Annotated in this window: 13 protein-coding genes; all 13 read left to right on the top strand. The window is 38.2% G+C overall.

Features of this window, described 5'->3' with window-relative positions; translation table 11 throughout:
* Nucleotides 1-4: 4 nt before the first annotated feature.
* The 13 genes from queF to iadA all read left to right on the top strand — a co-directional run bounded on the left by queF (nucleotide 5) and on the right by iadA (nucleotide 13,812).
* Nucleotides 5-487, top strand: a complete 483-nt coding sequence (queF, locus tag ACZ47Z_RS08825) for a preQ(1) synthase (protein ID WP_015529797.1) — start codon at nucleotides 5-7, stop codon at nucleotides 485-487.
* Between the two features lie 234 nt (nucleotides 488-721).
* Nucleotides 722-919, top strand: coding sequence for a helix-turn-helix domain-containing protein (locus tag ACZ47Z_RS08820; RefSeq protein ID WP_015529802.1), 198 nt, complete (start codon nucleotides 722-724; stop codon nucleotides 917-919).
* Between the two features lie 70 nt (nucleotides 920-989).
* Nucleotides 990-1,529, top strand: coding sequence for a hypothetical protein (locus ACZ47Z_RS08815; RefSeq protein WP_117497163.1), 540 nt, complete (start codon nucleotides 990-992; stop codon nucleotides 1,527-1,529).
* A 216-nt stretch (nucleotides 1,530-1,745) separates the two neighbouring features.
* A complete protein-coding gene (locus ACZ47Z_RS08810) occupies nucleotides 1,746-4,667 on the top strand; it encodes a DEAD/DEAH box helicase (protein WP_464526051.1) in 2,922 nt (973 codons plus the stop codon).
* A 10-nt stretch (nucleotides 4,668-4,677) separates the two neighbouring features.
* A complete protein-coding gene (locus tag ACZ47Z_RS08805; RefSeq protein ID WP_054751314.1) occupies nucleotides 4,678-5,079 on the top strand; it encodes a (deoxy)nucleoside triphosphate pyrophosphohydrolase in 402 nt (133 codons plus the stop codon).
* A 21-nt stretch (nucleotides 5,080-5,100) separates the two neighbouring features.
* Complete coding sequence (locus tag ACZ47Z_RS08800; RefSeq protein WP_227164853.1) at nucleotides 5,101-5,715, top strand: M48 family metallopeptidase; 615 nt, start codon at nucleotides 5,101-5,103, stop codon at nucleotides 5,713-5,715.
* Nucleotides 5,712-6,308 carry a class I SAM-dependent methyltransferase gene (locus ACZ47Z_RS08795; protein WP_015529805.1) on the top strand — a complete coding sequence of 199 codons (597 nt, stop codon included), beginning with the start codon at nucleotides 5,712-5,714 and terminating at the stop codon, nucleotides 6,306-6,308. The genes ACZ47Z_RS08800 and ACZ47Z_RS08795 overlap by 4 nt, the downstream gene beginning before the upstream one ends.
* Nucleotides 6,309-6,397: 89 nt before the next feature.
* The gene (locus ACZ47Z_RS08790) at nucleotides 6,398-7,927 is read left to right on the top strand and encodes a putative DNA modification/repair radical SAM protein (RefSeq protein ID WP_464525466.1); all 1,530 of its coding nucleotides are present in this window, start codon (nucleotides 6,398-6,400) and stop codon (nucleotides 7,925-7,927) included.
* Nucleotides 7,927-8,694 carry a TIGR03915 family putative DNA repair protein gene (locus ACZ47Z_RS08785; protein ID WP_054751308.1) on the top strand — a complete coding sequence of 256 codons (768 nt, stop codon included), beginning with the start codon at nucleotides 7,927-7,929 and terminating at the stop codon, nucleotides 8,692-8,694. The genes ACZ47Z_RS08790 and ACZ47Z_RS08785 overlap by 1 nt, the downstream gene beginning before the upstream one ends.
* A 104-nt stretch (nucleotides 8,695-8,798) precedes the next feature.
* Complete coding sequence (locus ACZ47Z_RS08780; protein ID WP_464525465.1) at nucleotides 8,799-9,716, top strand: 5'-nucleotidase; 918 nt, start codon at nucleotides 8,799-8,801, stop codon at nucleotides 9,714-9,716.
* 38 nt (nucleotides 9,717-9,754) lie between these two features.
* Nucleotides 9,755-10,789, top strand: a complete 1,035-nt coding sequence (locus tag ACZ47Z_RS08775) for an alcohol dehydrogenase (RefSeq protein WP_464525464.1) — start codon at nucleotides 9,755-9,757, stop codon at nucleotides 10,787-10,789.
* Between the two features lie 321 nt (nucleotides 10,790-11,110).
* Nucleotides 11,111-12,631, top strand: coding sequence for a putative basic amino acid antiporter YfcC (gene yfcC / locus ACZ47Z_RS08770; RefSeq protein ID WP_054751303.1), 1,521 nt, complete (start codon nucleotides 11,111-11,113; stop codon nucleotides 12,629-12,631).
* A gap of 32 nt (nucleotides 12,632-12,663) precedes the next feature.
* Entirely contained in the window at nucleotides 12,664-13,812 is a 1,149-nt protein-coding gene (iadA, locus tag ACZ47Z_RS08765) for a beta-aspartyl-peptidase (protein ID WP_015529810.1), read from the top strand.
* The last annotated feature ends 103 nt before the right edge of the window (nucleotides 13,813-13,915 follow it).

Genomic DNA, 13,915 nt, shown 5'->3' with positions numbered 1-13,915 from the left:
AGCAATGAGAGAAAAAGAAAATTTAACATTATTGGGAAATCAGCAAACAGAATATCGTATGGATTATGATCCGTCTGTATTGGAGGCATTTCAGAATAAACATCCTGAAAACGATTACTTCGTCAAGTTCAACTGTCCGGAATTCACAAGTCTGTGCCCAATCACCGGACAGCCAGATTTTGCAACGATCACGATTTCCTATGTTCCGGACGAACGTCTTGTGGAGAGTAAATCCTTGAAATTGTATTTGTTCTCATTCCGAAACCATGGAGATTTTCATGAAGATGTGATCAATATAATTATGAAAGATCTTGTCAAGCTTCTTGAACCAAAATATATAGAAGTCTGGGGAAAATTCCTTCCACGTGGAGGTTTGTCCATCGATCCGTATTGTAATTATGGAAAGCCAGGTACCAACTGGGAGCAGGTTGCCTGGAATCGTATGAGTAATCATGATATGTTTCCGGAGAAAATTGATAATCGATAAGATAACGGAGCAGAGGAAACGTGCTTTGCTGATATCAGTTACAGGAGCACATGTTATATTAATGACAGGACGAAAAACCTTGATTTACAAGGAGTTCGGGCCTGTCTTTTCTATTTCATAAAAACATATGGGCGAAAATATGATGAGAGGTGAGACGGTAGTTGATTGACAACATAGCATATATCTGGTACTATCAAGTAACGCAATGCGTTATTTAAATGGGAGGGTTCAATCATGAGCAGAGGAAAAGAAGTAAAAGAATTAAGAGAAAAAATGGGAATGAACAGACGTGAATTTAGTGACTACTATGGGATTCCGTATCGTACCGTTCAAGATTGGGAAGCAGAGAAAAGAGAACTTCCAGAATATCTGTTACGTTTATTAAAGTATAGAGCAGAAACGGAATGTCGAATAAAACGAATGGATGATTAGGACTGAATATTATTTTTTTAATAATAAATAACGCATTGCGTGTATTCGAGTGAAGCAGAAGGAGGTAGACGTGGAAAGAAAAGTAAATGTAATCGAGGATATAGATGGAAAGAAAACGGTATTTATTCATGACATCATATTCAAAGGGAAAAGATCTGTAAAATGGGAGGATGTTGAAAAATATCTAAAACAATATGTAGGAGATATCTACACAATTGATGACAGCAATGATGCAGTTTATATTGGAACAGATTTACCGGATGAGTATACTCATTCAAATTATACACATATTTTAAAAGGAGCAAATGCGAAGGCAAAAGCTAATGCCGCACAGGGATTACCAGAATTGATTGAAATTGCAGCCGGAAAGAAATTTACTGAAAATTATAAAGAAAAACATACTATAGATGCAATGTATGGTTGGTATCGTTATGAGTCAAGATTTGCTTTGCCAGTGTTTAATGAAGTTGGGGAAATTGAAAGATATAATGTTTTTAATGTAATAATGGTTATTCGACATGCAAAAGATGGTAAAATGTATCTGTATGATATAATGAACATAAAAAAAGAAACGAGCACCCTTTTCCAGTCCGAAGACATTACTCAGTAAAAAACCCATTTCTTAGCTACGATTGTACCCCCATAGTAGCAAAAAGTCAATAAAAAGAAACGAATATATTTTGGAAATCATTTCACAATTAAATAATCTACCCATTCTAATCCATGCACTTTATTTCCACAGATAAACGTATGTATGATATAATTTGAGTTAGTACGTTAAATGATATTGTTGAAATTATAAACGATTACAGTGGAGGTGATTCAGATGGCAGTAAAGGCTAATCACGATATTTCTTCAGGTTTAGATACGGCTTTTATTAATTCAGCAATCAACTCAAATTTGGCATATAGGCCTGAGTTTGTTTCTAATGACTACACGCAGGGGAAAAAAGTATCTGTTGCAATCGAGCGAGAGCTTCGCCATTGTGATGCTTTTTATATTAGCGTGGCATTTATTACCGAAGGTGGACTGGCACCGTTAAAGCAGGTACTTGCTGAATTACGCGATAAAGGTATACCGGGAAAGATATTAACGACAAGTTATCTGACATTTACAGAACCGAAAGCATTAAAAACTTTAGCGGATCTATCGAATGTTGAAGTGCGAGTATATGATTCTACAGATGAAGGTGCATCTGGGTTTCATACGAAAGGATATATTTTTAAAGAAGAAGAGATTTACCGTTTTATCGTAGGAAGTTCCAATATGACAGCGTCTGCATTTTCAGTGAATAAAGAGTGGAATACGAAACTCGTTTCAACTTCTGATGGTGAACTACTGAAGCAAATGATGACGGAATTTAATGCTCTTTGGAATAGTGAACATACACTTGCAGTAAAAGACTTCATTGAGGATTATGAAGTAAGATATAAACTTATAAAAGAACAGAAGAAAAATGCTGCTAAAGAGCAAATGGTTGATCTTCAAGCATATAAGTTACAGCCGAATAAAATGCAGGCACGATTTGTAAGCAATTTTCGTAAATTATTAGAGAGCAATGAACACAGAGGACTTTTGGTCAGTTCATGTGGTAGCGGAAAAACCTATGCATCTGCCTTTGCACTTAGAGAAACAAAACAGAAAAAAGTGTTGTTTTTGGTGCATAGAGAACAAATTGCAAAACAAGCTTTGAAGAGTTATAAGCGTGTGTTTGGTAGTAATAGAACTTACGGATTATTATCTGGTACAGAAAAGAGTTTTGCACAGGATTATATTTTTTCTACGATGCAAACAATGGCTAAAGCTGAGATTATGCAGAAATTTTCACCGGACCATTTTGATACAATCGTAGTCGATGAAGTGCATAGGGCCGGTGCAAATAGTTATCAGAAAATCATGAGTTATTTCAAGCCTAATTTTTATCTGGGCATGACCGCATCTCCTGAACGTATGGACGGATTTGATATATTTGCATTGTTTGATCATAATATTGCATATGAAATTCGACTCCAACAAGCATTAGAGCAGAATCTTTTATGTCCTTTCCATTATTATGGAATTACCGATCTGATTATTGACGGCGAGACGATTAATGAAAAAGAGGACTTTAATCAATTAACCTGTTCTGCAAGAGTAGACCATATCTTAAAGCAAGCAAATTATTATGGTTATAATGGAGATCGTGTAAAAGGTTTGATTTTCGTAAGCCGTAGAGATGAGGGGAAAGAATTATCTAGATTATTTAATGAACGCGGATTACGTACATTGTTTTTGTCCGGTGATGATTCACAGGAAAAACGTGAGCGCGCTATTGAACGTTTGGAGCAGGATGACTATGAGGGAGGATTAGATTACATTTTTTCTGTAGATATTATGAATGAGGGTATTGATGCACCACGTGTAAACCAAGTAATTATGCTTCGTCCGACACAGTCACCGGTAATATTTGTTCAGCAGTTGGGACGTGGACTTAGAAAAGCTGATAATAAAGAATACGTTGTAATATTGGATTTTATTGGTAATTACACGAATAATTTTATGATTCCAATTGCTTTGTCGGGTGACCGCAGTTACAATAAAGATTCCATTCGTAGATATGTATCAGAAGGTACGCGCGTGATTCCTGGAGAATCTACAATTCATTTTGACGCGATTTCCAGAGAACGCATCTACCATTCTATAGATCAGGCAAGAACCAATGATGTAAAATTACTTAGAGAATCTTTCGATAATTTGAGATATCGTTTGGGAAGAATCCCGACCGTTTTGGATTTTAAGGAGTATGGCTCTATTGATGTGCGTAAATATTTTGAGAAGTTTGGATCTTATTATGCGTTCTTAAAGAAATACTATTCAGATGACTATACTGTTACCTTAAATACGCAAGAAGAGTTAATTATTGAATTCCTTTCTAAGAAAGTTACAAATATGAAGAGGATTCACGAATTATTAGTACTGAAACATTTGATTAATCAAAATCAGAGAATTCTTGCATATATGGAAAAATTGTTGCCTGAACAGTATAAAGCGACTTATTCCAAGATAGTAGAGGAATCCGTTATACGTAATTTAACAAACGAATTTGCGAAAGAAGAGGAACGAAAAAAATATGCTTCTTGTGTATTAATTAAAAAAGTCGATGAAGGATATGAATTGCATCCGGAATTCAAGGCATTGCTGATACGTGATTCTGAATTTTCAAAAATGGTCAAGGAACTTATAGAATATGGTATAGAGACTATTGAAGAAAGATATGCACAACCGTATAAAGATACGAACTTTCAGTTGTATCAAAAGTATACTTATGAAGACGTGTGTAGATTACTGAACTGGAAAAAGAATTTGAATGCGCAAAATATTGGCGGATATTTTTATGATACTGCTACGAAAACGCTTCCAGTCTTTATTAACTATGATAAGACAGAAGATGCGATTGCATATGAAGATCGTTTTATTTCACAGCAGAACTTAATAGCATTATCCAAACATCCAAGAAAAGTAGATTCCAGTGATGCAGATCATTTTTATAAGAGAACTGTAAAGGATCGAGACAATAGAATTTTTCTTTTTGTTCGTAAAAACAAGAATGATAAAGAAGCAAAAGAATTCTACTTTTTAGGCGAAATCTATGCAAAGGGATCTCCAATCCCGATTAAGATGGAAAAAACGAAGGACGATGCATTCGAGATCAATTATACTTTGGATGTACCGGTTCGAGATGATATTTATGAATATATGACAAGTTAGGAGTTTATTTATGAAAACAATACATGTTGTAGCAGCAGTTATTTGCGATTCTTTTAATGAAAAATCAAAGATATTTGCAACAGCTCGAGGCTACGGAGATCTAAAAGGTGGCTGGGAGTTTCCGGGTGGAAAGGTTGAGGCCGGAGAAACACCGCAGGAAGCATTAAAGCGAGAAATCATGGAGGAACTGGATACAGAAATTTCTGTTGGTGAGCTTATTGATACTATCGAATACGACTATCCAACATTCCATCTTTCTATGGATTGTTTCTGGTGTGAAGTTGTCGCAGGACATCTGGAATTGAAAGAAGCGGAAGCTGCAAAATGGCTTACTAAGGATCAATTAGATAGCGTTGCATGGCTTCCGGCGGATGTTACGTTGATTGATAAGATTCGTGATTATATGAAATAGCAAAAAACAAAGGGACAATTTATGGAAGTTACAGTAATTAAATCCCGAAGAAAAACTATAGCTATTCAGGTGAATTCTGATCTTAGTGTCACTGTAAGGGCTCCGTATGGTGTCACAGAGAAATACATTGAGGAATTTCTTAATAAGAATGAAGCTTGGATAAGCAAACAGATGAATGAAATAAAAGTAAAGAAGAAAAGTGTTGAATCGGGAAATGTAGAAAACGTGACACTCGATAAAATCAAGGCACTTGCAGACCAGGCTCTTAAAATAATTCCGGCTAGAGTAGAATATTTCGCAAGAATAATCGGAGTCACTTACGGGAATATAACCATCAGAAATCAGAAAACAAGATGGGGAAGTTGCAGCAGCAAAGGAAATTTGAATTTTAACTGTCTGTTGATGCTTGCGCCTCCTGAGGTGTTGGATTATGTTGTGGTTCATGAATTGTGCCATAGAAAACAGATGAATCATTCGAAAGCATTTTGGTCGGAAGTGGAGAAGGTGTTCCCAGATTATAAAAAGTCAATTAAGTGGCTGAAAGAAGAAGGAAGCCAGATTATGTACATGGTAACAGAACTTGGGAAAATACCGGGGGATATTTCAAACATAAAAATGAAGGATCGAAAGAAATGAATCAAAATGAAACACAATGGGATAAACTCCTGAAGATAAAGACAACCGGGCGGGATGACTCTCATTCAGATCAGTATCGATATCCTTATGAACCAACGTCTTATATGGTATTGGAGCGCCTGGCAAACAGTGGACTGATCAGGAAAAATAATACTCTAATTGACTATGGAACCGGAAAAGGGCGGGTATGTTTTTATCTTTCGTATCAAACAAGATGCAAGACAATAGGCGTAGAGTATGATGAACGGATTTATAAAGGAGCAGCAGATAATAAAGAAGTATCCGTTTCCGCATCACGCACGGAGTTTGTATTATGTAGTGCAGAAAATTATGAAGTTCCGTCGGAAGTGGATCGCTGTTACTTTTTTAATCCTTTTTCAGTAGAGATATTGCAGTCAGTTTTAGCGAGGATTTACGAATCTTATTATGAAAATCCGAGAGATATATTATTATTTTTCTATTATCCTTCAGAAGAATATATCAGTATTTTAATGACTCAGGAACAGTTGATTTTTTATGATGAGATTAATACTTCAGATCTGTTTCCGGGTGAGGATAATAGAGAAAAAATCTTGATTTTTCAGGTACTTTAAGAATGCTCAAAGCATATTGAACAGTTATAAAAGAACGTCTGTTCGAAATAATACTTGCATTATCGAACAACTGTTTGTATAATGAAAATATGAATACAGATATTAGGAATAGTAATTATACAACACAGGAAAAGCTACAGATTCTTGCTGACGCAGCAAAATATGACGTTGCATGTACTTCAAGTGGATCCAGCCGGCGGGGAAAGAAAGGAGAGCTCGGCAATGCAGAGGCATGCGGCATTTGTCATAGCTTTGCAGCAGACGGAAGATGTATTTCTCTGCTTAAGATTTTGATGACGAACCATTGTGCTTATGATTGCAAGTATTGTATCAATCGCAGAAGTAATGACGTAAAGCGGGCTACTTTTACTCCGGAAGAAATCTGTGACTTAACAGTAGAGTTTTATAAGCGTAATTATATTGAGGGTCTGTTTTTGAGTTCCGGAATCTTAAGGAATCCGACGTATACGATGGAGAAGATGTGCGAGACATTATTGCTGCTTCGAACAAAATACCATTTTAACGGTTATATTCATATTAAGACGATTCCGGGAGCATCCGACGAGCTACTTGCGGCAGCAGGATATCTTGCGGATCGTATCAGTGTCAACCTTGAATTGCCCACGGAAGAAGGATTGCATACATTGGCTCCAAACAAGACCATGCAGAACATTCTGAATCCTATGGGTAAGGTGCAGAGTACGATTGCATCTCACAGAATGGCAATCGGAAAGTCAGCTTATATGGAGCGAAGTGGCGGGAATAAGTTTTTGAATGCAGGTATTTTTTCTGATGCTTCGAAAAAACATTTTTCTGAGTGCTTGAATGTTCAGAAGAAGGATAAAGCCATTTCTCAGAATCCTCAGATGAATCGATTAGAATCTTATAAAAAATACACGTCACTGGATCATGCACTTACCCGGGAGAATGCGAACCAGTTGGCGCCTCGTGATATGTCGCGATTGAAGCGTAGTTTTGCTCCGGCAGGACAAAGCACGCAGATGATCATTGGTGCGACCGGTGAGAGTGATTATACATTATTGCAGACGACACAGGCATTGTATCAGGGCTTTGATCTGAAGCGTGTCTTCTATTCAGCATACATTCCATTGAACGAAGATAATGTGTTGCCGGAGATAGGAACGCCACCACCACTTTTACGTGAACACAGACTGTATCAGGCTGATTGGCTATTGCGGTTCTATGGATTTCAGGCAGGAGAACTATTATCCTCAGAACAGCCGAATTTTAATGAAATGATTGATCCAAAGTGTGATTGGGCATTACGCCATTTGGAGCAGTTTCCAGTAGAAGTAGAGAAAGCGAGTTATGCAACACTGCTTCGTGTTCCGGGAATCGGACCGAAATCAGCAAGTCGTATCACTTATGCAAGACGTTATGGCAGACTTGATTATGCAAGTCTGAAGAAGATGGGAGTAGTATTAAAGCGTGCGCATTATTTCATCACGTGTGGTGGAAAACAGATGTACCATACTCCTATTGAGGTATCTTATATTACGCGACAACTAATAAGTGTAGACAAGAAAGATCTATGGAACACACAACATGCGAATGAATCATTTACCCAGATGACATTGACAGATTTTGGAGTATGCTGATGAAGATATTTACTTGTAAAGACCGTTTGGAAGATATCATGACCTGTATCTATGATGCATGGTCTGAAGCTTTACTGATTGGTCATGACCAGATACAATTAAAAAAAGAACCTGTATTTCAGCAAACGATATTTGATGAATATATTCATGTAGACCAAGATCTTTCCAAAGCAGAAAAAGTGATTCGCTCGATTCGGAGAGATATTTCGGATGAAGCATATCTGAATATCTATTTGGTGACTTTATCTGTCGAGGAAGATGCACTGCAGGCAATTTATAATTTCCTTCGTGTCGGATTCAAAATTGGAGAGAGTGTACTACAGCAATATGCGGATCCACGTGTGATGCGGATATTAGAATTGCGTCGTAAAGTGTCTAACGAAAGCCATCATTTCAGAGAGTTCGCACGATTTGAACGATTGAATTCAAGTAACGTCTATGTTAGCCATCTGGAGCCAAAAAGTGATGTCATTATGTTGGTTGGCAGACATTTTGCAGACCGCATGCCTTCAGAACAGTGGATGATCATAGATGATAATCGCAAAACAGCTTGTGTTCATCCGAAAGATGGTGAGAACTATCTCCGATATCTGACAGATGAAGAATTTCAGACATTGAGAAAGACAGAAGAGTACGAAGATGAGTATACGGATCTGTGGAAGACATTCTTTCATGCGATTGCAATAGATGAACGAAAGAATTACGTATGTCAGCGTAACTTATTTCCACTGTGGAAGAGAAAACACGCAGTGGAATTCAAAAAATAATCTTTTCTTATATATTCTTACTTGTATCTCATAGTATGGAAACGTATAATGTAAGAAAGATGTGATTGATGGGTGATTCTTTTCTTGATCGGAGGCGATAAAATATGCCATATGATTTATCAAAACCTCTTGTAATAGGGATTAGTTCGAGAGCTTTATTTAATCTTGAACAGGAAAATAAAATATTCGAAGAACAAGGCGTTGAAGCATATGAGGCTTACCAGGTAGCACATGAGAATGAAATTCTTCAGAAGGGTGCTGCTTTCCAATTAATTAAAGCTTTTCTGAAACTGAATAACACAGGGTTAGGAAGACTGGTGGAAGTGATCATTATGTCACGGAACAATGCAAACACATGTCTTCGTATCTTTAATTCTATACAGTATTATGGCTTGGATATTACAAGAGCGACTTTGACAAGTGGAGCGGAAATTGCTCCCTATTTAAAAGCCTTTAAGACAGACTTATTTTTGTCAGCAAATTCTGTTGATGTACAATCGGCTATTAACGATGGAATTGCAGCAGGTCTTATTTTGACTGGAGCGGCACATGCGGATGCAAAGCAAAAGATAGATCAGATCCGCATTGCATTTGATGGAGATGCAGTTCTTTTTTCAGGCGAATCTGAAAAGATTTTTCAGAAGAACGGAATACAGGCATTTGAAGAACATGAGAAAGCGAATGCGAACACGCCGATGGCAAAAGGTCCGTTTGCTAACTTCCTGACAAAGCTGTCTTATGTACAACAGCTGTTTAAAGAAAAGGATATTCAGCCAATCCGAACCGCACTGGTTACTTCTAGAAATGCTCCGGCGCATGAACGCGCAGTCAAAACACTCCGCAACTGGGGTGTATCAATCAATGAAGCGTTCTTCTTAGGCGGTGTCAGCAAGACAGAAGTACTTGCAGCATTTGGAGCGCATATATTCTTTGATGATCAGGATATACATACCGAACCGGCTTCAACGGTTGTTCCGGCAGCTACTGTACCTTATCGTGATGGAGATAATCCAAAAGAATAAGCAACTTTATATTATTTTGAAGATGATGGGGGAAAACGATGCAGACATATACATATGTTTCAAAAGGAAAATTTGAATTAACAGAAAAACCTAAACCGGTGATTATGCATGAAAGGGATGCGATTGTAAAGGTTACACTTGCCAGTATCTGTTCCAGTGATTTACATATTAAGCATGGAAGTGTTCCGCGCGCAGTTCCGGGGATTACTGTCGGACATGAGATGGTTGGAATTGTTGAAGAAGTTGGCGAAGCTGTAACACATGTGAAACCGGGAGACAGAGTAACGGTAAATGTCGAGACATTTTGTGGTGAATGTTATTTCTGTAAAAAAGGGTATGTCAATAACTGTACGGATCAGAATGGCGGATGGGCTCTTGGGTGTCGTATCGATGGCGGTCAGGCTGAGTATGTGCGTGTACCGTTCGCGGATCAGGGATTAAATAAGATTCCGGATGAAGTTACCGATCGACAGGCATTATTAGTAGGAGATGTACTGGCTACGGGTTACTGGGCAACTCGTATCTCTGAAATCACAGAAGATGATACGGTGTTGATCATCGGTGCAGGACCGACTGGTATCTGTACATTACTTTGTGTTATGCTAAAGCATCCGAAACACATTATTATGTGTGAAAAAGATGAGGAACGTATACATTTTATCAATGAACATTACCCAGATGTACTTACTATTTCTCCGGAAGAATGTGAGACTTTTGTTAAGAATACAAGTGACCACGGCGGTGCAGATGTTGTCCTGGAAGTTGCAGGTGCAGAGTCTACATTTCGTTTAGCCTGGGAATGCGCAAGACCGAATGCGATTGTGACAGTTGTTGCACTTTACGATAAAGCACAAAGCTTACCACTTCCAGACATGTATGGTAAGAATCTCATCTTTAAAACCGGTGGAGTGGATGGATGCGACTGTGAAGAAATATTAAAACTGATTGCTGAAGGAAAAATCAATACCGAACCCCTTATCACGCATACCTATCCTCTCAGTAAGATTGAAGAGGCTTATGATCTCTTTGAGAATAAGAGAGATGGTGTTATAAAAGTAGCTGTTGAATGTTGAGATAGCACAAGTATTCGAAAAGAGCGAAGTGAAAGTTTATGCTTATTGTAATCTTAATGGATTATGGAAAGCATAATCATAGTCTGATTGGACATTTGTAATTTCATACTCGTAATAATTGGTTTTATATCATAACGCTTTTGCTTTTTATGGCAAGAGCGTTAATTTTTTGCATTATCACAGATTTATTTACGGTTGAAATGTATAAAAATACAAAAAATGACAAAAAAATTGATATAATATATAAATTTTTAGTTACTTTTCCGGCATTCTATGGTACACTAACATAGTATATCAAAAAATGTGGGAGGAGACTCAAAAATGAGCAAAAAAGAAGGAAAAGGGTTAAAGTCTTTTAACAAGGGATTTCAAGTGCCTGACACCTACATCATTATCTTTTTAGTAGTTGTTGTAGCAGCACTTCTGACATTTCTTGTACCAAAGGGATTTTACGAAACACAGGACATTTCATACATGATTAATGGTGTTGAGAAAACCCGTACAGTAATCAAAGACGGAAGTTTCCAGTATCTGACAGATGATGCAGGGAACGTAGTAACAGAAGGAGTAGCACTCTTTAGTGGAGATGGTGGAACAGGATTCTTCAACTATATGTATAACGGAATCGTAAGTAGTTCTGCGATCGAGATTATCGCATTCCTTATGGTAGTAGGTGGTGCATTTGGTATCATGATCCGTACCGGTGCGATCGAATCCGGATTGATTGGATTGATCCGTAAGGCAAAGGGAGCCGAAAAACTGTTGATTCCAGTACTTTTCGTACTGTTTTCTCTTGGTGGAGCAGTTTTCGGAATGGGAGAAGAAGCACTTCCATTTACTATGATTCTTTGTCCATTATTTGTAGCAGTTGGATATGACTCCGTTATTGCAGTTCTTGTTACTTATGTTGCAACACAGATTGGTTTCGGTTCATCCTGGATGAATCCATTCTCTGTAGGTATTGCACAGGGTATTGCAGGGATTGACGTATTCTCAGGAGCAGGATTCCGTATGGTAATGTGGGTTGTATTTACAGCTCTTGGCTGTGGAATGACGATGTTCTATGCGTCAAAGGTTAAAAAGGCTCCGACAATCTCAATCGCATATGAGACGGATGCGTATTTCCGTGAACAGAACGAAAAAACAGGTATTGACGAAGGACATTCCTTTGGTCTTGGACACATTTTAGTTCTTCTGACATTGGCTGCTACCGTAGTCTGGGTGATCTGGGGAGTTATGACTCAGGGATATTACATGCCAGAGATCGCAACACAGTTCTTTATTATGGGAATTGTTTCCGGTGTGATCGGAGTTATCTTTAAGCTGAACGATATGAGATTGAATGATATTGCAACTTCTTTCAAAGATGGAGCAAAAGATCTGATTGGTGCAGCGCTTGTTGTTGCTATGGCTCAGGGTATCATGCAGGTTCTTGGTGGATCTGATCCGACTACACCTACAGTTATCAACACAATTATGTATAATATTTCAAATGCACTGTCAGGAGTATCCGGAGCAGTTGCAGCAGTACTTATGTATCTGTTCCAGTCCGTATTCAACTTTTTCGTTGTATCCGGAACAGGACAGGCTGCAATCACAATGCCGATTATGGCTCCACTGTCAGACCTGTTAGGTGTATCACGTCAGACAGCTGTAGTTGCATTCCAGCTTGGTGATGCATTTACAAACCTGATCGTTCCTACATCAGGATGTCTGATCGGATCTCTTGCAATTGCTAAGATCGAGTGGTCTAACTGGATCAAATTCATGTGGAAATTCCTCGGCGTATTGATGATTGGTGCAATTATTACAGTTCTGATCGCTGTCGGAATTGGATTCTAAAACAGGCATTTGATAATTGAAAGTGATTTAAGATGAAATTAATTCAGAGTATTGATGTTTATGCCCCACAGCATCTGGGGAAAAAAGATGTATTGACGATCAATGACAAGATTGTCAAGATTAAAGATGCAGGTTCTATGTCAGCAGACGGATTTCTTTCTGATGCAGAAGTGATCGATGGAGAGGGGTTACTTTTAACTCCGGGATTCATTGATAGTCATGTTCATGTACTCGGAGGCGGTGGCGAAGGTGGATTCGCCAACCGTACTCCAGAAGCAACTATAGAAGGACTTACGAAGTTTGGAGTAACAACAGTTGTTGGCTGCCTTGGAACAGATGGAATCGGTCGTGATATGTGTGCACTGGTTGCAAAGACAAAAGGCTTGAATGAGCAGGGGATGTCTGCATATTGCTATACAGGTAGTTATCAGATTCCGGTCCGCACACTGACGGACAGTATTGTAAAAGACATTATGATGATTCAGGAAATTGTTGGAACAGGAGAAATCGCAATTTCTGATCATCGTTCTTCACAGCCGACTTTTGAAGAATTTGCACGTGTCGTTGCTGATACAAGACTTGGTGGCGTCCTTTCCGGGAAAGCTGGTATTGTAAATGTTCATCTTGGCGACAGTCCGAGATGCTTAGATCTTATTGAACGGGTGGTAGATGAGACAGAGATACCGGCTTCTCAAATACTTCCAACACATATCAACCGGAATGAGATGCTTTTCTGTAAGTCAATTGAGTATGCACTGAAGGGTGGAGCAGTAGATTTTACCGGAAATGAAGATATTGACTATTGGGAAACTATCTGTGATGAAGTACGTGTATGCAATGGTATCAAACGTATGTTGGATGCAGGAGTAAATCCTGATCGTATGACAATTTCCTCCGATGGACAGGGAAGCCTTCCGATGTACAGTAGTGATGGTGAATTCCTTGGAATGGGGGTTGGACAGTCCAGCTGCCTTCTGAAAGAAGTAAAGGAATGTGTATTCAAAACAAAAATTCCATTAGAAATAGCTATTTCTACGATTACATCTAATCCGGCAGAGATTCTTCGCCTCAAAGGAAAAGGTAAGATTGAAGAAGGCTATGATGCGGATCTTTGTATTCTTGATCAGGAACTTCAGCTTGTTGAAGTGATTGCAAAAGGCAACACAGTTTATAAAAAGTAAAGTATCTTGATGTCAGAAGCATCAGTCATTCAGTTGGCTGATGCTTTTTTCAACATTAAATTTATTTTTCAAAGCACTTTATGATATAATGGATTCGTAGTCT

The sequence above is a fragment of the Mediterraneibacter faecis genome, assembly GCF_055383675.1.
The sequence above is the reverse complement of the archived record's forward strand: the minus strand, read 5'-3'. Positions and strand labels throughout refer to the sequence as shown.

Coding starts and splice junctions, on each gene's coding strand:
- ACZ47Z_RS08795 (WP_015529805.1), top strand. CDS start 5,712: ATGAATCAAAATGAAACACAATGGGATAAACTCCTGAAGATAAAGACA.
- ACZ47Z_RS08775 (WP_464525464.1), top strand. CDS start 9,755: ATGCAGACATATACATATGTTTCAAAAGGAAAATTTGAATTAACAGAA.
- ACZ47Z_RS08785 (WP_054751308.1), top strand. CDS start 7,927: ATGAAGATATTTACTTGTAAAGACCGTTTGGAAGATATCATGACCTGT.
- ACZ47Z_RS08810 (WP_464526051.1), top strand. CDS start 1,746: ATGGCAGTAAAGGCTAATCACGATATTTCTTCAGGTTTAGATACGGCT.
- iadA (WP_015529810.1), top strand. CDS start 12,664: ATGAAATTAATTCAGAGTATTGATGTTTATGCCCCACAGCATCTGGGG.
- yfcC (WP_054751303.1), top strand. CDS start 11,111: ATGAGCAAAAAAGAAGGAAAAGGGTTAAAGTCTTTTAACAAGGGATTT.
- ACZ47Z_RS08780 (WP_464525465.1), top strand. CDS start 8,799: ATGCCATATGATTTATCAAAACCTCTTGTAATAGGGATTAGTTCGAGA.
- ACZ47Z_RS08820 (WP_015529802.1), top strand. CDS start 722: ATGAGCAGAGGAAAAGAAGTAAAAGAATTAAGAGAAAAAATGGGAATG.
- ACZ47Z_RS08805 (WP_054751314.1), top strand. CDS start 4,678: ATGAAAACAATACATGTTGTAGCAGCAGTTATTTGCGATTCTTTTAAT.
- ACZ47Z_RS08790 (WP_464525466.1), top strand. CDS start 6,398: ATGAATACAGATATTAGGAATAGTAATTATACAACACAGGAAAAGCTA.
- ACZ47Z_RS08800 (WP_227164853.1), top strand. CDS start 5,101: ATGGAAGTTACAGTAATTAAATCCCGAAGAAAAACTATAGCTATTCAG.
- queF (WP_015529797.1), top strand. CDS start 5: ATGAGAGAAAAAGAAAATTTAACATTATTGGGAAATCAGCAAACAGAA.